The following is a 17,929-nucleotide window of genomic DNA, read 5'->3' as shown; positions in this document are numbered from 1 at the left end:
CGATCAGGACAGGAAGCTGCCGTACGGGCCGTTCAGCATGCCGTTCTTCTGCGCCTGGCTGAAGGTGCAGTTGGGGTAGCCGTAGAACGACGCGGACATGCAGGTGCCGTCGGTGGAGGTGGCGTCCGGCAGCCCGAACGCGTGGCCCAGCTCGTGCACCATGCCGCCGTACCAGCGGGGCATCGGCTCGGTCTTGCCGGCCGCCCCGTCGGCGTCGTGGCCGCTGAGCATCACCCAGCCGGGCTGGCCGCCGCCGCCGGACTTGCCGACCTCCTCGGCGCTGACCTCGCCGACGATCAGCCAGCGGCTGTCCGGGGCGCCCAGGCCGAACCGCTGCCGCAGCTCACCCTGCATGTTGAAGATCACGCAGGCGTACCGGTCGCCGTTGGGCGGGCAGTTGTTGTTGATGTACCAGTTGGTGTCGTGCTGGCCGTTGACCACCTCGACGACCGGGCTGTTGAGCGTGAACGTCTTGCCGAGCTGCTGCCGGAAGAAGCGCTGCGACTCGAGCATCACGTTGCCGATCCCGTCGGGATAGCGCTGGTCGAACGCCACGTCGGTGGGCTTGAGCCAGAAGACCCGGACGGTGCGGGCCGGCGGGGTCCCCGGCGCGGATGTCGGCGATGTCGTCGGTGCCACGGTCGGCGCAACCGTCGGTGCGGTCGTCGGTGCGGTCGTCGGTGCGGCGGTGCCCGTGCAGGCGACACCATTGAGGGAGAAGCTCGCGGGTGCCGGGTTGCTGGCGTTGTTCCACGAGCCGTTGAACCCGAACGACGTGCTGGCATTGGTGGCCAGCGACGCGTTCCAGCCGGCGTTGACCGCGGTGACCGCGGCGCCGGACTGGGTCGCGGTGGCGTTCCACGCCTGGGCCACGGTCTGGCCGGCCGTGAACGACCACCGCACGGTCCATCCGGTGACGGCGTCGCCGAGGTTGGTGACCGTGACGTTGGCCGAGAAGCCGCCGGCCCACTGGGAACCGACCGCGTACTCCACGCGGCAACCCGCCGCGTCCGCCCGCGCGGCGGTGGCGATCGCGGCCGCTCCGACGGCTACGGCGGCGGTGAGGCCGGCCGCGAGGAACCGGGCTCCGGGTGATCGGTGCAGCATCATCGTCTCCTTCAGCGGCTCGACTGATATCGATGCATCTCGATTACCAGCACACCATCGCTGACGAAAACCTTTTCGGCAACTGCTCTTGACGTTGTGCCGTGCGCGCGCCTAGGTTACCGAAACGCTTTCGGTCGATGAGTATCGATGGATGGAGCCTGTCATGCGGATCCGCTCGGGTCTGACGATCCTTGCCGCGGTAGTGGTCACCAGCGCCGGCGGGGCGGCCATCGCCCACACGGCGTCCGCCGGGACCGCCCCAGGCCCGATGATCATCGGCGGGGACACCGTCGCGTCCGCGCCCTGGGCGGCTGCCGTCTTCAACGGCGGCGGCTTCTCCTGCTCCGGCTCGATCGTCGCCGAGCGCTACGTGCTGACCGCCCACCACTGCATCAACGGCAACCAGATGACCGTACGGGCCGGCAGCGTGCAGCGGTCCAGCGGAGGCGTCGTCGCCACCGTGGTCCGCACCGCCAGCCAGCACGACCTGGCGCTGCTGGAACTCGACCGGTCCGTCGGCACCTCGTTCGTCACCCTGGCCGGCACCAACCCGCCGATCGGCTCGACGAACACCATCTACGGCTGGGGTCAGACCTGCCAGAGCGGCTGCGGCGCCTCCGGCCAGCTCAAGGTCGCCACGGTCCGGTTCGACCGGCTCTCCCGGGACGCCGAGGGCGGCCAGGCGCTGCAGAGCAGCCGGATCAACGGCAATGCGTGGTACGGCGACTCCGGCGGTCCCCAGTTCTACAACGACCAGCAGGTGGGCGTGGCGTCCACCGCGGACGGGCAGAGCATCCAGAACTACTCCAGCGTCCCGAACAGCATCGCCTGGATCCGCTCCGTCATCGGCACGCCCGGACCGGCGCCGACCACGCCCCCGGCGGGCACCAACCTCGCGCGCTCGGCAACGGCGAGCGCCTCGTACACCTCGTCCTGGGAGAGCGTCGCGGCCGTGAACGACGGCGCCGAGCCGGCCAGTTCGAACGACACGGTCAACCCGCGCTGGGGCACCTGGCCCAACGAGGGCGAGCAGTCGGTCACCCTGACCTGGCCCCAGGCGCAGCGGCTGACCTCGGCCAGCGTGTACTTCTTCGACGACAACGGCGGCGTGCGGCTGCCGGCGTCCTGGCGGTTGCAGTATCTGAGCGGCGGCGCCTTCACCGATGTGCCCGGCGCCAGTGGCTACCCGGTCGCGGCGAACGGGTACAACGCGGTCACCTTCCCGGCGGTGAGCACGACGCAGTTGCGCGTGGTCCTGCAGAGCGGCACCGCTTCGGTCGGGCTCCTCGAGGTGCAGGCGTACGGGGCCTGACGCTCACCGGCGTTCGCCGGCCGGCCGGCCGGCACGCTCCACCGCGCGTTCCACCTCGGCTTCCGCCGCCGCCCGGCCGGACCAGGGTGCGTTGTCGATGGACACGGACTTGCCCGGCTCGACCGCCTTGTAGACCTCGAAGAAGTGCTGGATCTCCAGCCGCAGGTACCGGTCCAGGTCGCTGATGTCGCGCAGGCCGGCGAGCCGGTGATCGGCCGCGGGCACGCACAGCACCTTGGGGGTGGCGCCCTGTTCGTCCCGCATGTTGAACAGCCCGATGGGACGGCTGAGCACCAGGCATCCCGGGAAGGTCGGTTCCTGGACGAGGACCAGCGCGTCCAGGGCGGTGCCGTCGGCGCCGCAGGTGTGCTCGATGTAGCCGTAGTCGGCCGGGTACTGGGTGGCGGTGAACAGCGTCCGGTCGAGATGGATGCGACCGGTTTTCAGGTCCACCTCGTATTTGTTGCGGGTGCCCTTCGGGATCTCCACCGTGACGTCAAACTCCACGGCTGCTCGTCTCCGGGTACGGCAGGGACACCAGCCGGGCGGTGCCGGGCCGGCCGCTGACCGTGTTGATGTACCCGGTGAAGCGCAGTCCCGGTACCAGGCCCTCGACATCGCGGGCGCTCGCCGGCACCAGCACCACCTGCAGGGCGTCAGGATCGTCACCGGAGGTCGTGCGGGCGCCCTCCACCCGGGGAATGATGCGCTGAACCGTCGCGCGTACCGCCCGGTTCACCCCTTCCGTCCGCAGGACGGCGGTCATCGTCGGCGCGATCACCGGCAGGTCCTCCACCGGGACCTCGGTGACGAAGGTGAGCTGCGCCGGGTCGTACAACTGCAGGAGCGGCTGACCGGGCCCAACGGTGGAACCGACCGGAGTCGGTACGTCGATCACAATGCCGGCGCGAGGAGCGGTCAGGTTCACCTTGGTGATCTTCGGGTCGCCGTCCTGGTCGGTGCCGACGACCTCCATCGTGCCGACTCGCTGGCCGGGCCGCACCGGCTGCAGGGCGGTGACCAGAACACTGGTCACCTGCCCGGTCAAGGCCGGCTCGACCGGCAGGACCTGGGCGGTGAGTGCGACCTCCTCGAGGCTCACCCGGTCGGACTCCGCAGCCCGGCTCGCGCTGATCCGGATGAAGGCCAGAACGGCGGCGGCCAGGAGCAGCAAGACGAAGAAGCGGGCGCGCCACTTACGCCAGTTGACACGCCGCCGGCCCGCGGGTGGTACCCGGGGCGCCTCGACGGGGCCCGCTTCCGGGGGACTCATTTCGCTCGACTGCACCATGACGACTCCTCTCAGGCCGACCGGCGCCGTGCTGGGCCGGGGTTCGCGGACTCCGCCAAGGCGGCGTTGACCAGGTCATCGTTGGCATCCGTCCGGGCCGGCCAGGGCAGCGCCCGGGCCAGCAGCGCGCCGGCCTTGCGCTGCTCCAGCCGCTCCCTGACGACGTGCGGAGCGATGACCGCCTCGACGACGACGCGGCCGAGTACGACCACATAGACGGCGGCCCAGGCGATGGAGAGTCCGACCCCGACGACGTTGGTGCCGCGCAGCGGCAGCATGCTGACGCCGACCGCGAGCGCCACGGCGTTGAGCAGCAGCAGCGCGACGTGCGGGAGCACCAGTTCCACTCCCGGCAGGCCCGCGGGGCCCGAATTGGTGACCGTCCAGCGCACCTTGCGCTTGAAGATCGCCATGACCAGTGCCCGGACGTGGACCGGCGCGGCGGCGATGCTGGTGATCACCGCGGCCGGCTTGAAACCGCCCAGCTGCATCACCGTCACCAGCACGATGAGCAGGTAGAACGGCGCGTAGTGAACAAGCCACACGCTGATGTCCGTGCGGATCGGGCTCAGCCCGAAGAGCAGGTAGACGGCTGGCAGGCACATCAGGATGAGCGCGGCGAGAGACAGCAGATAGTTGACCCCGGCCAGCAGGTACTGGAATCGCTGGTCGAGGGTCAGGCCGGTGCCGCGCCGGAACAGTCCGCCGCGCAACATGACCTCGAAGGCGCCGTACGCCCACCGGAATTGCTGTTTGAAATAGGACAGGAGGCTGTCCGGCGCCAGTCCGCGGGCCAGCATCTCCGGCACGAACCACGACCGCCACCCGCGTCGTTGCAGCTCGATCGAGGTCCAGATGTCCTCGGAGTTGCTGGCGGTGTACATGCCGCCGATCTCCTCGAGCGCGGTCCGCCGGAAGATGACGTTGGTGCCCACGCAGAAGACGGCATTGAAGAAGTTCCGGCCGGGCAGCACGAGCTCGTAGAAGATCTTCTGCGACTCGGCCGCGCCCTCGGCCACCAGACCGCGCGCGCTCGGGAACGCCTGCGGGGTCTGCACGAAGGCGACGCCCGGGTCCTGCATGTGCGGCAGGGCCCGGACCAGGAAGTCCGGGCTGGGCACATGATCCGCGTCGAAGATGACGACGAACTCGCCGTCGGTGCGGCGCAGCGCGGCGTTGATGTTGCCGGCCTTGGCGTGCAGGTGCTCCTTGCGGCGCAGGTAGCCCACGCCCTCCGCGTCGGCGGCGGCGCGGACCTCGTCGCTGTCGCCGTCGTCGAGCACCCAGACCCGGTGCGGCACCCGCATCTCGCGGGCCGCCCGGATCGTCACCAGGATGATGTCCAGCGGCTCGCCGTAGACGGTGATGAAGACGTCGATCGTGGGTGTCAGCTCGCCGGCCAGCAGCTGACGGCGCCAGGCGTAGACCTCGGGCGGGTCGGGGCGGGGCACGAACACCAGCACCGTCCACCACATCGCCAGCGCGTTGAAGATCGTGATCCCCTCGGCGAACAGGACCAGGGCCCAGACCCACACGTCGCCCCGGTAGGCCGGGTTGAGCAGGAAGACCATGTAGTAGAGCGTCACGGCGAGGGCGACCGCGACCGCGAGGCGGGTGGACCGCTGGATCGGCCGCCAGGTCAGCTCCCCGGGCACCCGGCCCTGCTCGATGCCGTCAGGCGTGGCCATCTCGCACCTCCTCGTGCTCAGCTCCGGCGAGCGCTCATGGACACCGCGACGCGGTCCACCAGCATCGGTACACCCGGCTTTGTCGCGGCGGTCGGGCCGCCACCGAAGGCCGCCGGGAAGGCACCTCCGACGGCGACGTTCAGGATGATGAAGAACCCGTGCTGATTGGCGGCGGCCCAGGTGCCCGGATCCACCTTGTCCGCGCGGACGGTGAAGGTGTTCCGGCCGTCGACGAACCAGCGCAGTTCCTCGGGTGTGACCTCACGGTGGTACTCGATGGCGTAGGTGTGGAAGCCGGTCCGGCACCCCGGGCACGGCAGCTCCCCGCTGCTGATGCCGGTGGGTTCATTGCAGGGACCGCCGACGGGCGTGCCGCAGTGCAGGGTGTGCCAGACCGAGTCGCGGCCGTTGACGTTCTCCATCACGTCCCACTCGCCGATGTGCGGCCAGTTCGTCGCCCCGGCCTGCCGGGCCGGGGCGCCGAGCGCCCAGAAGGCCGACCAGTAGCCGGCCGCGGCCGGCCCCTGGACGTCCGGCATCTTGACCGACGCCTCGAGCCGGACCGCGCCGCCCGGCGGCGCGGCGAAGTCCGTCCGCCGGGTCTCCAGTCGCGCCGAGGTCCAGGAACCGGCGCCCGGCCCCTGCCGCAGCGGCGTGATGACGAGACGCCCACGACCGTCGAGCGACGCGTTGGCCGGGCTGTCGGTCATCCGCTCCACCTCGCCGGTTCCCCACTGCGTGGCGCCGCCCGGATAGCCGGTCCCGGTGGCGAAGATCCAGTTCCGGTCCGCGGGCCGGGCGCCGGCAGCGCCGTCGAAGTCGTCGCTCCACAGCACGTCCCACGCGCCGCCGACCGGGCCGGACGAGGGGGCGGGCCCCGGTGCCGGTGTGGTGTTGTCACAGGCGGCCATGAGGACCGCCAGCCCCAGCCCACCGAGCAGGGCGCGCCGGCCGTGAACACCGATCATGAGCTTCGACCGTCCCATCCATCGAAGGTGACGAACTCCCACCGACCGGCACCGGCATGCCCCGTCGCCTCGTCCAGGCACCTGTCGGTAGTCACACATGGCGTCGAAGCCAGCTCAGGCAAATGGGAACGGGTGGACAACGTGTATAGCTGAATGCGGTAATCGCTTGCTGGGATGTGCACTGCGACCACTTCTAGCTGGCACGATTGCCTTGCTTCCCGGGCTGCGGTGTGCTGGGTGCCTACCAGCGCACCCGAACCCGTACCGGGAGGCAGTTGTGAGCATCGACCAGACCCTCACCAGCCAGGAACGTCTCGCCGACCTCGACCTCCAGCAGCTGCGCCAGCTCGTCGGGCTGGTGGAGTACGACGCGCGGAGTGATCCCTTCCCGGTCAAGGGATGGGACGCGCTGGTCTGGTCGGTGGGCAACGCGACCCAGACCGCGCTGTTCTATCAGATCGTGTTCGGCATGGAGCTGATCGCCTACTCGGGACCCGAGACCGGCAACCGGGACCACCAGGCGTACGTGCTGCGCTCGGGCGCCGTGCAGTTCGTGTTCAAGGGCGGGTTCGACCCGAAGAGCCCGCTGCTCGAACACCACCGCCGGCACGGCGACGGCGTCGTCGACATCGCGCTCGAGGTGCCGGACGTGGACCGCTGCATCCAGCACGCCCGGGCCCAGGGCGCCACCGTGGTGGTGGAGCCGCACGACATCGCGGACGAGCACGGCACGGTCCGGATGGCCGCGATCGCCACCTACGGCGAGACCCGGCACACGCTGATCGACCGGTCCCGGTACACCGGGCCGTACCTGCCCGGCTACGTCGCCCGCACCTCCGGGTACGCGAAGCCGGCGACCGAACCGAAGCGGATCTTCCAGGCGCTGGACCACGTCGTCGGCAACGTCGAGCTCGGGCGGATGGACGAGTGGGTCGCCTTCTACAACCGGGTCATGGGCTTCACGAACATGGCCGAGTTCGTGGGCGAGGACATCGCGACCGACTACTCGGCGCTGATGAGCAAGGTGGTGGCCAGCGGCAACCACCGGGTGAAGTTCCCGCTCAACGAGCCGGCCGCCGGCAAGAAGCGCTCGCAGATCGACGAGTACCTCGACTTCTACGACGGTCCGGGCGCCCAGCATCTGGCCCTGGCGACCAACGACATCCTGCGTACGGTGGACTCGTTGCGGGCCAAGGGGATCGAGTTCCTGGCCACCCCCGACTCCTATTACTCCGACCCCGAGCTGCGGGCGCGGATCGGCGAGGTGCGGGTGCCGATCGAGGAGCTCCAGTCCCGCGGCATCCTGGTCGACCGGGACGAGGACGGCTACCTGTTGCAGATCTTCACCAAGCCGCTCGGCGACCGCCCGACGGTCTTCTTCGAGTTCATCGAACGGCACGGGTCGCTGGGCTTCGGCATCGGCAACTTCAAGGCGCTGTTCGAGGCCATCGAGCGGGAGCAGGCCAAGCGCGGCAACTTCTGACGGACGGAGGCGACAACGTGGCTTTTTACCGCAGCCTGGGCAGCATTCCGCCCAAGCGTCACACCCAGCACCGGACGCCGTCGGGCGCTCTCTACTACGAGGAGCTGATGGGCGAGGAGGGCTTCTCCTCGGACTCCTCGCTGCTCTACCACACGGGCGTGCCGTCGGCGATCGTCGACGCCACCGGCTGGGACCTGCCCGGCCAGGAGACCACCGAGAACCGGCCGCTCATGCCCCGGCATCTCAAACTGCACGAGCTGACCAGCAACGACTGGAAGGCGGTCGACGCGGTCACCGGGCGCCGGCTGGTCCTCGGCAACGGTGACGTGCGGATCTCCTACGTCGCCGCCGGGGAGGCGTCGCCGCTGTACCGCAACGCGATCGGCGACGAGTGCGTCTACGTCGAGTCCGGCGAGGCGACCGTCGAGACGGTCTTCGGTGTCCTGCCGGCCCGGCAGGGCGACTACGTCATCCTCCCGCGCGCCACCACGCACCGCTGGATACCCACCGGCGACGAGCCGGTGCGGCTGTATGCCATCGAGGCCAACTCGCACATCGCGCCGCCGAAGCGGTACCTGTCGCGGTACGGCCAGCTGCTCGAGCACGCCCCGTACTGCGAGCGGGACCTGCACGGACCCGCCGAGCCGTTGCTGGCCGAGGGGACCGACGTGGAGGTGCTGGTCAAGCACCGGGGCTCGCGCGGCATCACCGGGACCAGGTACGTGTACGCGACGCACCCGTTCGACGTGGTCGGCTGGGACGGCTGCCTGTACCCGTACACCTTCAACATCGCCGACTTCGAGCCGATCACCGGCCGGGTGCACCAGCCGCCGCCGGTGCACCAGGTGTTCGAGGGCAACAACTTCGTGGTCTGCAACTTCGTGCCGCGCAAGGTGGACTACCACCCGCTGTCGATCCCGGTGCCGTACTACCACTCCAACGTGGACTCGGACGAGGTGATGTTCTACTGCGGCGGGAACTACGAGGCCCGCAAGGGATCCGGGATCGCGCAGGGCTCGATCAGCCTGCACCCGGGCGGGCACAGCCACGGGCCGCAGCCGGGCGCGGTGGAGCGTTCGCTGGGCGCCGAGTTCTTCGACGAGCTGGCCGTCATGGTGGACACGTTCCGGCCGCTGGAGCTGGGCGAGGGCGGTCTCGCCAGCGAGGATCCGGCCTATGCCTGGACGTGGGCGGGCCGAGGGCCGTCAGCATGACCGTCCCGGCCGTGGTGGCGGGCCTGTGCGACGACGCCGCGGTGTTCCCGCCCGGGCTCACCCCGCTGCCGGACGCGGTCCGGGCCTACCGCGACCGGCAGGGCACCTGGTACGCGGACCTGGTCGGGCCGCTGGTGCTCACCGCGGCGGCGCTGCCCGAACTCGCGCCGCTGCTGACCGCGGACGACCCGCCGCTGCCGGTGTCGGTGACCCTTCCGGACGGCCCGGCCGGCCTGCCCGGCGTTCTGGCCGGTGCGTCAGCTCTGCCGATCGAGCTGCGCTCGGTTGAGGTGGCCGTGCCCGAGGGCGTGGCGCCGGGCGAGCTGGCCGACCGGCTCGCCGGCGCCGGGAGCCTCGAGGTCTACGTCGAGGTGCCGCGCGATCACCGGCGTCTCCCGCTGATCGAGGCGATCGCCGGCCGGTACCGGGCCAAGTTCCGCACCGGCGGCGTCCGTGCCGACCTCCATCCCGGCGAGGCCGAACTCGCCGGCGCCATCGCCGCCGTGGTCGCGGCCGGGGTGCCGTTCAAGGCCACCGCCGGGCTGCACCACGCCGTGCGCAACACCGATCCGGTCACCGGGTTCGAACAGCACGGCTTCCTGAACCTGCTGCTCGCCACCGACTCCCTCGCCGGCGGCGGATCCGAGTCGGACGCCCGCGCGCTGCTGGCCGAGCGCCGCGCCGCGACTGTGGCCGGGCTGATCGGCGACCTGGGCGAGGCGCGGGTCCGGCGGGCGCGGTCCGCATTCACGTCATTCGGTACGTGCAGCATCACCGACCCGCTGAAGGAGCTGGTGGACATGGGCGTCGTCGCCGGAGGTGCCACGTCGTGAGCGTCATCGACATCCCGGACGGCTCGGCGTTCGGCCCGGACAACCTGCCCTACGGGGTGTTCTCGGTGGCCGGCGGTGCCCCACGGGCCGGCGTGCGGGTCGGCGACACCGTGGTGGACCTGGCGGTGCTGCTCGGCGACCCGGTGTTCGCCGCACCGACGCTGAATCCCTTTCTGGCGCAGGGGCCCCGGCGCTGGGCGGAGGTGCGCGAGCGGATCCGGGTCATGGTCGGCAGACACGTACCGCATCAGGCTTTGCACGAGGCCCGGAAGGTGCGCCTGCATCTGCCGGTCGACATCCCGGACTACGTGGATTTCTACGCCTCCGAGCACCATGCCGCCAACCTCGGCCGGCTGTTCCGGCCGGACGCCGAGCCCCTGTTGCCGAACTGGAAACACCTGCCGGTCGGCTATCACGGCCGGGCCGGCACCGTGGTGGTGTCCGGCACCGAGATCATCCGGCCGTGCGGCCAGCGCCGGGACGCCGGCGCGAGCGCACCGGCCTTCGGGCCGAGCCGCCGGCTGGACATCGAGGCGGAACTCGGGTTCGTCGTCGGCGCCGGATCGGTGCGGGGCCGCCCGGTGACGGTCGACGAGTTCGGCGAGCACGTGTTCGGCGCGGTGCTGGTCAACGACTGGTCGGCCCGGGACATCCAGGCGTGGGAGTACGTCCCGCTCGGCCCGCACCTGGGCAAGAGCTTCGCCACCTCGGTCTCGCCCTGGGTGGTGCCGATGGCGGCGCTGCGGGAGGCCCGGATCGCACTGCCGGTGCAGGATCCGCAGCCGCTGCCCTACCTGCGCGGCGACCTCTGGGGCCTGGACGTCGACCTGACGGTGGAGTGGAACGGCGAGCCGGTCGCCCGCCCGCCGTACCGCGACATGTACTGGTCGCCGGCCCAGATGCTCGCCCACCTGACGGTCAACGGCGCCTCGGTCCGCACCGGCGACCTGTTCGCCTCCGGGACCATCTCGGGCGCGCAGAAACACCAGCGGGGCGCCTTCATCGAACTGACCTGGGGCGGCCGCGAACCCGTCACGGTCAAGGGTGAGGAGCGCACGTTCCTCGAGGACGGCGACGAGGTGAGCATTTCGGCCTCCGCGCCGGGCCCGGACGGCACCCGGATCGGTTTCGGCCGGGTCACCGGCCGGATCACTCCCGCAGCCTCAACTGGAGCCACAGCAGCAGCGCCAGATCGGAATCCGTGAGATCGGGTCGAACAGCTCGGTCGCCCGGCCGCTCGTGCCGGTTGCGCCGGGGCAGGCCGATGATTCCGGTACGTTGCGCTGTTGCCTGCGTGGATCGAGGCGGCCGGGCATAGGCGGGGAACCGGCCTCCGAGGTGGGTCCGGTGGTTTACGGTCGGCTGGTGACCTCGGAATACCGAGCTGCGGTAATCACCGCTGTGGAGGTACTGGGCACCGGCGTGCGTCGGCTGGAGGCAGCTCGAGCGATGTTGGCCGGGCAGGGCACGCGATGCATGCCGGTCGAGCTTTCGGCGGCGCTGGTCGCCGCGCACGATCAGCTGGAAGCCGCGCTTCGGCAATTGTGGATGACGCTCGCCATCGAGGCGGGTCACCTCCCGCCGGGCCCGCGAGCCGACGGAGACCGCTGCAGGGCGGCGCACGTCGCTGCGACAGGCGATGACAATCATCCCCGCAGGTAGCCCTTAACTAAAGTCCTTGCCGACCATGCTGAGGAGTAGAGGGGGACGTGACAGACCCGGTTGTTGTCCCGTAGGAGGGGCGTTGTGCGAAGGCTGAGCATCCGGCAGCCGTTGTTCGGAGCGTTCTTTCTGGTTCTGTTCCTGATGGCGGCTGTGGGCATCGCCGGCCGGCAGGGTGTCCGGTCCATCGAAGGAGAATCCAAACAGCTGTTCGAGGGTACCGTCGCCTCGACGGTGCAACTGAACGCGGCCCAGAACGCACTGTGGGAGCTGCGGTTCCTTCACCAGCGGTCATCGGACACCGGCGGAACGGGACCTACTCATCCAGTGGGATGACGCTTTCGCCAGCTACATGAAAGCCAGGCCGTGGAGCGCTGCTTTCCTTCGGTTCCAGCGCCGAGCGTTTGCAGGATTCGTCACGGTCGCTGACCACCGTCAGCAGTGCCATTATCGCCGGCGCGGACCGGACCAGTGACGAGGTCAGGGCTGTCACGTCGGCCGCCGACGACGTCAGCCGCAGTATCCAGACCGTAGCAGCGGGTGCCGAGGAACTGGGTGAGAGAATCCGGGAGATCTCCGGCAACGCAACGGACGCGGCTCAAGTCGCGTCGGGGGCGGTGCAGAGTGCGAGCTCCGCAAACGCCATGATCGCGAAGCTTGGTGATTCCAGCGCCGAGATCGGCGACGTGCTCAAGGTCATCACGAGCATCGCCGAACAGACGAACCTTCTTGCCCTCAACGCCACGATCGAGGCTAATCCAAGGCGACACGTCCGGAGCGGTGGAGGCGATCGGGGAAATCAGCGGCATCATCAGTCGCATCAATGACTGCCAGGGGACCATCGCCTCAGCGGTCGAGGAACAGACCGCCACCACCAACGAGATGCGCCGCCTGGCACAACAGGCTGCCGACGGCGCCGGCAAGATCCGCACCAGCATCCTGCTGGTCTCCGACTCCGCGACCTCGGCACGCGACAACGTCGGCCACGCCGAGCAGGCCGCCACCGACCCTTCCGTCATGTCAGACGAGCTGCAAGGGCTGGTCGCCAAGTTTCGCATGTAGACGCATCCATCGGAGTCGACTGGTGTCGGCGGACGACGGCCGTCGAACGCGTTGACGAAGTCGCCTTCCCGCCCGCGCGGGGTCAGGCTGGTCGCCGCAGGCGCTTGTCGACCGCGACGACGAGGCTGGCGGCCAGGGCGATGCCGAGGATGCGCAACCAGGTGCCGCCATCGATGGGAGCGGTGCCGAACAGGGCATTCATCGCGGGTAGGTAGGTGATGGCGAGCTGCCCGACGGCCTGCACGGTGACACCGGCGATGAGCCACCGGTTGGTGAACATCCCGATCCGCCACGCCGACCGCGTCAGTGAGCGGCAGCTGAACAGGTAGAACGCCTCTACGACGACAAACACGTTCACCGCCGCGGTGCGGGCCTCGGCCACGCTCGCGCCGTTGTCGAGCTCCCACTGGAACAGCCACCACGAGCCAGCGACCAGCAGCGCGGACACCAGCAGGATCCGCGCCATCAGGGCGCGGGTGAGCAGCGGCTGATCCGGGTCACGCGGGGGCCGGGTCATGATCCCGGTCTCCTTGGGTTCGAAGGCCAGCATCAACCCGAGCGCGACCGCGGTGGTCATGTTGATCCACAGAATCTGGGTGGGCAGGATCGGCAGGGCCGCACCGAACAGGATCGCCGCCAGGATGACCAGCCCTTCACCGATGTTGGTGGGCAGCGTCCAGGTGATGAACTTGGTGAGATTGTCGAAGACACCGCGGCCTTCCTCGACCGCAGCTTCGATGGTGGCGAAGTCGTCGTCGGTGAGCACCATGTCGGCGGCGTCCTTGGCCACTTCGGTGCCGCTGGCGCCCATGGCCACTCCGATCCCGGCCTGCCGCAGCGCGGGGGCGTCGTTGACGCCGTCACCGGTCATCGCCACCACGTGCCCGCGGGCCTGCAAAGCCTCCACCAGACGCAGTTTCTGCTCCGGGGAGACCCGGGCGAACACGGCTGCCCGGTCCACCGCGTCCGGGAGCTCCTCGGCGGGCAGCGCAGCCAGGTCCGCGCCGGTCAGTACCCGGTCCTTGCCAGTTTCGGTCGGGTCGAGCAGGCCGACCTGCCCGGCAATCGCGGTGGCGGTTGCGGCGTGGTCGCCGGTAATCATCTTGACCTTGATGCCAGCGGTGCGGCAGGCGGCTACGGCAGTGGTCGCGGCGGCTCGGGGCGGGTCCAACATCGCCTGCAAGCCGATCAGCACCATACCGCCGGGCAGCCTGTCCTCGGCGAAATCCTCGGCGCCAGTCGCCGGGCGCATGGCGGTGGCCAGCACCCGTAGTCCGCGCCTGGCCAGTTCACCGGCCGCCTCGAGCACAACGTCGCGGTCCAAACCACCGACGGTGCCGTCGGCGTCCATCTGCGCGCCGCACAACTCGAGCATCCGTTCGACGCCGCCTTTGGCGAGGACTACCTGCCCGTGCGAAGTGCCGCTTGTGGCGTCGCGGTGCAGGGTCGCCATGTACTGCCGGTCGGAGCTGAACGGGATCGTCGCCTCGCGGGCAAGCATCGACTTGACCTGATCGGAGGCGAATCCGGCTTTGTTGGCGACGACCACCATAGCGCCCTCGGTGGGATCGCCAACGATGTCCCAGTGCCCGTCGCGGTGGGTGAGGGCGGCGTCATTGCAGGCCGCTCCGGCCAGTAGTGTCCAGCGCAGCGCATGGTCGGCGTCAACGGTAGTCATCTCCCCCGCGGGGCTGTGCAGGGCGCCGTGGGGGACGTACCCGGATCCGGTCACCTCGTAGAGGCCGGCGGTGGTCCAGAGGTTCCGTACGGTCATCTGGTTCTCGGTCAGGGTGCCGGTCTTGTCTGAGCAGATGACGGTGGTGCTGCCCAGTGTCTCCACAGCGGGCAAGCGGCGGATCACCGCCCGCCGGCGTGCCATCCGCGTCACCCCGATTGCGAGGGTGATCGTGACCGCCGCCGGGAGCCCTTCCGGGATGGCGCCGACCGCCAGCGCGATCGCGGCGGTGAACGTTTCCACCGCATCGTGACCACGCAGCAAGCCCACCGCGAACGTGACTGCGGCCAGAGCGAGGATCGCAACTGTAAGGATCTTGCTGAAGCCGGCAAGTTTCTGGGTCAGCGGGGTGTCAAGGATCTGGGCGGAGCCGACCAGACGGTGGATCTGCCCCAGTTCGGTCTCGGCGCCGGTGGCGATCACGATACCGGCGCCGCTGCCGGTGGTGACCAGCGTGTCGGAGTAGGCCATGTTGTGCCTGTCGGCCACCGGCACCGGCTCGGCCAGCACCACCTCATCCTTACCGACCGGCACCGATTCCCCGGTCAGCGCCGACTCGTTGATCCGCAACTCGGCCAACCGGATCAGCCGCATGTCGGCGGGTACCTTGTCGCCCGCGTCCAGCAGCACCAGATCTCCCGGGACCAGATCTTCGGAGGCGACGATGCGCCGGTGACCGTCGCGGATCACCGTGGCCTGGGTGCGCGCCATCGACCGCAGGCCCTCCAGAGCGGCCTCGGCCTTGGATTCCTGGATGAACCCGATGACCGCATTGATCAGTACGACGCCGAAGATCACTGCCGAGTCGACGTACTCACCCAGTACGGCGGTGATGACACCGGCGGCGTTCAGCACGTAGATCAGCGGGTGATGGAACTGGCTCAGAATTCGCCTCAGCAGCCCCGCGCCTTTGGCCGGAGGCAGGGTGTTCGGCCCGTACCGGCCGAGCCGTTCACCCGCCTCAAGGACTCCCAGACCGCGGTGCGCGTCGGTTTCCAACAGCAGCACTACCTCGTGGGCGGCGAGCCCATGATGTTTCGCGCTGCCGGAGAGCACGGACGTTGTCATCGGTTCTTCCTTTCGGATCGGTCGATTACGGCCGGTCAGGTCCGAGCGTTCTGGCGCTGTCACCCCCTAGTACGCGGTCGACCCACAACCGTCGAAATGGCGAGAATGAACTGTCCGCGTGTCGTAGCTCCACCATCATCGGGCGGCCGGCATTTCGGACAGGGGCTAAAGTCCCGGGCGTAAGGGACAGCCAGCAGCGGGTAGCCACCGCCCTGACCTTGCGTCGGTGGATCGCAACCAACGACGGTACTGTCGATCACCTACGGGCGTATGCTCCTTCGCGGTGAGCCGGGAAGCCTGGTCGGCACGGGCTGTGTCGTCGGCTGAGGAGGCTCATCGTGAAGGTCTTGATCCTTACTATGGGTACGCGCGGTGATGTGCAGCCGTTCGTGGCGTTGGCGCAGGAGTTGCGGCGGCGAGGTCACGAGGCCGTGCTGGGCGCTCCCGAGCGTTTCGCCGATGTGGTCGGTGGTCGAGGTGTCGACTTCGCCGGTGTGGACGACGGCCCGTTACGGCTGCTCGATGATGCCTCCGCGGTGGGCGGCGTGGCTGCTGGTGGGGTGCGCGCGAAGTTGGCGTTGATGCGTCGCATGCCGGCGATGTTCACCCGTGTGCTGGAGGACTGTTGGCGGATCGCTTCGGCTGGGCCGGGTGCCGGCGCTGACGTGATCGTGCACAACGGGCAGGTGATGGCCGGGCAGCACGTGGCGGAGAAGCTGGGTGTGCCGGCGGTGTTGGCGCTGCCGATGCCGATGTATGTGCCGACGGGGGAGTTCCCGTGGCTGGGGCAGCAGTTCCCGTCGTGGTTGCCTGCTGCGGTGAACCGGCTGACGTATGCGGGTATGAAGGCGCCCTCGTTGATGTTCGGCCGGACAGTCGACCGGTGGCGGGCCGGTCTGGACCTGCAGCGTCGGCGCGGCAGGCACGATCCGTTGCGCGATCCTGATGGTGGGCCGGCGCTGGTGTTGCACGCGGTGAGCCCTGCCGTGCTGCCTCGTCCCCGGGATTGGCCGCCTGCGGCGCAGGTCACCGGCTATTGGTTCGCCGACCGGCTGCCGGATGCGGCCGAGCCGATTCTCGGTGAGCGGGATGTGGTTGGCGGGTCAGCGCCGCTGGTCTTCGTGGGGTTCGGCAGCATGGCTGGTCCAGATCCGGCAGAGACGACTCGGGTGGTGGTGCAGGCGTTGCGGGCGGCCGGGGTTCGTGGTGTGCTCGCCCCCGGCTGGGGTGGGCTGTGTGGGGTGCCGTCCGCATCGGATGTTGTCCTGGCGGGGGAGGTGCCGCACGAGAGCGTGTTTCCGCGGATGGCGGCAGTCGTGCATCACGGAGGGGCCGGGACGACCGCGGCGGCGGTCCGTGCGGGCCGGCCACAGGTGGTGTGTCCGTTCGTGGGCGATCAGCCGTTCTGGGGCGACAGGATGCGCCGGCTCGGTGTCGCGCCGGAGCCGATCGGCCAGCGTCGCTTGACGGCTGCGGCGCTCGCGGCGGCGATCCGGCAGGCGATCGGCGACGCGTCGATCAACGATGCGGCTTGCCGGTTGGGCGAGCGGGTTCGGGCCGAGGACGGCGTAGCGGTTGCCGTTGACTTGTTGGAACAGGCGGCGTCAGCCCGTCGATGAGCTTTGGTCTCGGGTGGATGTATCGCTGCCGCTACCGTGGTGACACGGTAGGTTAGAGACTGGTGTGCCGGGAAGCCTGGTCGGCGATGTTCTTGCCGTGCCGTGGTGAAGGAGTCTCGTGACCGGATCGCCGTCTCGTCCCCCTCGTTTCCTGTTCGGTCGTGGTAGCTGGCCGGAGGCGCGCCGGATCGGTGACGTGCTGCGCGCCGAAACTGTCGGCGGTGCGCTCCTGCTGGGTGCCGCGGTGCTGGCCCTGGTGTGGGCGAATTCGCCGTGGTCGCAGATCTACCAGGAGCTGAGTGCGGTTCGGGTTGGCCCGCACGCGTGGCATCTGGATCTGACGCTGGCGCAGTGGGCGGCCGACGGCTTGCTGGCGATCTTCTTCTTCGTGGCGGGGCTGGAGCTCAAGCGTGAGTTTGTCGCGGGTGACCTGCGCGATCCGCGGCGGGCGATCATGCCGGTGGCCGCGGCGATCGGTGGCATGGCCGCGCCCGCGCTTATTTACGTTGCGGTCAACTCCGCGATGGCCGATGGGGCGCCGGCGGGGTGGGCGGTGCCGACGGCCACGGACATCGCGTTCGCGCTTGCCGTGCTCGCGGTGATCTCCACCCATCTGCCGGCCGCGCTGCGCACGTTCTTGCTCACACTGGCGGTGGTTGATGACCTGCTCGCGATCCTGATCATTGCGATCTTCTACACCAGTTCCCTCGACGTGGTGCCGCTGCTGGGCGCGCTGGTGCCGCTCGGCGTGTTCGCGGTGCTGGTGCAGCGGCGGGTGCGGTCCTGGTGGTTGTTGCTGCCGCTGGCGGCGGCCACGTGGGCGCTGGTGCACGCGTCCGGGGTGCACGCCACCGTGGCTGGGGTGCTGCTCGGTTTCATGGTGCCGG

15 protein-coding genes and 1 pseudogene are annotated in these 17,929 nt (G+C 69.6%); 9 read left to right on the top strand and 7 right to left on the bottom strand.

The window, feature by feature from the left end; translation table 11 throughout:
• Window positions 1–3: 3 nt before the first annotated feature.
• Window positions 4–1,107: a cellulose binding domain-containing protein gene (locus Ari01nite_RS34395; protein ID WP_203786428.1), complete on the bottom strand. Its 1,104-nt coding sequence runs from the start codon at window positions 1,105–1,107 to the stop codon at window positions 4–6.
• Between the two features lie 163 nt (window positions 1,108–1,270).
• Here Ari01nite_RS34395 and Ari01nite_RS34390 point away from each other — a divergent pair.
• A pseudogene (locus Ari01nite_RS34390) lies at window positions 1,271–1,957 on the top strand (S1 family peptidase); the annotation flags it as partial.
• A 465-nt stretch (window positions 1,958–2,422) separates the two neighbouring features.
• Here Ari01nite_RS34390 and Ari01nite_RS34385 read toward each other — a convergent pair.
• Genes Ari01nite_RS34385 through Ari01nite_RS34370 form a run of 4 tightly spaced genes read right to left on the bottom strand, consistent with a single transcriptional unit; the run spans window position 2,423 to window position 6,366 of the window.
• Complete coding sequence (locus Ari01nite_RS34385) at window positions 2,423–2,926, bottom strand: inorganic diphosphatase (protein ID WP_203786427.1); 504 nt, start codon at window positions 2,924–2,926, stop codon at window positions 2,423–2,425.
• Window positions 2,916–3,710 (bottom strand): biotin/lipoyl attachment domain-containing protein, encoded by a 795-nt coding sequence (locus tag Ari01nite_RS34380; protein WP_203786426.1) that lies wholly within the window; start codon window positions 3,708–3,710, stop codon window positions 2,916–2,918. The genes Ari01nite_RS34385 and Ari01nite_RS34380 overlap by 11 nt, the downstream gene beginning before the upstream one ends.
• An 11-nt stretch (window positions 3,711–3,721) precedes the next feature.
• Window positions 3,722–5,398: a glycosyltransferase family 2 protein gene (locus tag Ari01nite_RS34375; RefSeq protein WP_203786425.1), complete on the bottom strand. Its 1,677-nt coding sequence runs from the start codon at window positions 5,396–5,398 to the stop codon at window positions 3,722–3,724.
• A gap of 17 nt (window positions 5,399–5,415) precedes the next feature.
• Window positions 5,416–6,366, bottom strand: a complete 951-nt coding sequence (locus Ari01nite_RS34370; protein ID WP_239163276.1) for a glycoside hydrolase family 16 protein — start codon at window positions 6,364–6,366, stop codon at window positions 5,416–5,418.
• A 277-nt stretch (window positions 6,367–6,643) separates the two neighbouring features.
• Here Ari01nite_RS34370 and hppD point away from each other — a divergent pair, with 277 nt between their 5' ends.
• The 4 genes from hppD to fahA are packed head-to-tail and all read left to right on the top strand — an operon-like array spanning window position 6,644 to window position 11,101.
• Window positions 6,644–7,849, top strand: a complete 1,206-nt coding sequence (hppD, locus tag Ari01nite_RS34365) for a 4-hydroxyphenylpyruvate dioxygenase (RefSeq protein ID WP_203786424.1) — start codon at window positions 6,644–6,646, stop codon at window positions 7,847–7,849.
• 17 nt (window positions 7,850–7,866) lie between these two features.
• Window positions 7,867–9,063, top strand: coding sequence for a homogentisate 1,2-dioxygenase (locus Ari01nite_RS34360; RefSeq protein ID WP_203786423.1), 1,197 nt, complete (start codon window positions 7,867–7,869; stop codon window positions 9,061–9,063).
• Window positions 9,060–9,896, top strand: a complete 837-nt coding sequence (locus Ari01nite_RS34355) for a hypothetical protein (RefSeq protein WP_203786422.1) — start codon at window positions 9,060–9,062, stop codon at window positions 9,894–9,896. The genes Ari01nite_RS34360 and Ari01nite_RS34355 overlap by 4 nt, the downstream gene beginning before the upstream one ends.
• The gene (gene fahA, locus Ari01nite_RS34350) at window positions 9,893–11,101 is read left to right on the top strand and encodes a fumarylacetoacetase (protein ID WP_203786421.1); all 1,209 of its coding nucleotides are present in this window, start codon (window positions 9,893–9,895) and stop codon (window positions 11,099–11,101) included. The genes Ari01nite_RS34355 and fahA overlap by 4 nt, the downstream gene beginning before the upstream one ends.
• Here the strand turns inward: fahA and Ari01nite_RS34345 are convergent.
• Window positions 11,046–11,546 carry a hypothetical protein gene (locus Ari01nite_RS34345; protein ID WP_203786420.1) on the bottom strand — a complete coding sequence of 167 codons (501 nt, stop codon included), beginning with the start codon at window positions 11,544–11,546 and terminating at the stop codon, window positions 11,046–11,048. The two genes, fahA and Ari01nite_RS34345, sit on opposite strands and share 56 nt — an antisense overlap.
• A 416-nt stretch (window positions 11,547–11,962) precedes the next feature.
• Here Ari01nite_RS34345 and Ari01nite_RS34340 point away from each other — a divergent pair, with 416 nt between their 5' ends.
• Window positions 11,963–12,385 carry a methyl-accepting chemotaxis protein gene (locus Ari01nite_RS34340; RefSeq protein WP_203786419.1) on the top strand — a complete coding sequence of 141 codons (423 nt, stop codon included), beginning with the start codon at window positions 11,963–11,965 and terminating at the stop codon, window positions 12,383–12,385.
• Window positions 12,339–12,620: a hypothetical protein gene (locus Ari01nite_RS34335; RefSeq protein WP_203786418.1), complete on the top strand. Its 282-nt coding sequence runs from the start codon at window positions 12,339–12,341 to the stop codon at window positions 12,618–12,620. The genes Ari01nite_RS34340 and Ari01nite_RS34335 overlap by 47 nt, the downstream gene beginning before the upstream one ends.
• 82 nt (window positions 12,621–12,702) lie before the next feature.
• On the opposite strand, the gene Ari01nite_RS34330 is transcribed toward Ari01nite_RS34335, so the two are convergent.
• Window positions 12,703–15,423, bottom strand: a complete 2,721-nt coding sequence (locus tag Ari01nite_RS34330; protein ID WP_203786417.1) for a cation-transporting P-type ATPase — start codon at window positions 15,421–15,423, stop codon at window positions 12,703–12,705.
• Window positions 15,424–15,761: 338 nt separating this feature from the next.
• Here Ari01nite_RS34330 and Ari01nite_RS34325 point away from each other — a divergent pair, with 338 nt between their 5' ends.
• Both Ari01nite_RS34325 and Ari01nite_RS34320 read left to right on the top strand, forming a co-directional pair.
• A complete protein-coding gene (locus Ari01nite_RS34325) occupies window positions 15,762–17,042 on the top strand; it encodes a glycosyltransferase (RefSeq protein WP_203786416.1) in 1,281 nt (426 codons plus the stop codon).
• 118 nt (window positions 17,043–17,160) lie between these two features.
• A partial coding sequence (locus tag Ari01nite_RS34320; RefSeq protein ID WP_203786415.1) for a Na+/H+ antiporter NhaA occupies window positions 17,161–17,929 on the top strand: 769 nt, incomplete at its 3' end.

The sequence above is a fragment of the Paractinoplanes rishiriensis genome (assembly GCF_016862375.1).
GTDB lineage: Bacteria > Actinomycetota > Actinomycetes > Mycobacteriales > Micromonosporaceae > Actinoplanes > Actinoplanes rishiriensis.
The sequence above is the reverse complement of the archived record's forward strand: the minus strand, read 5'-3'. Positions and strand labels throughout refer to the sequence as shown.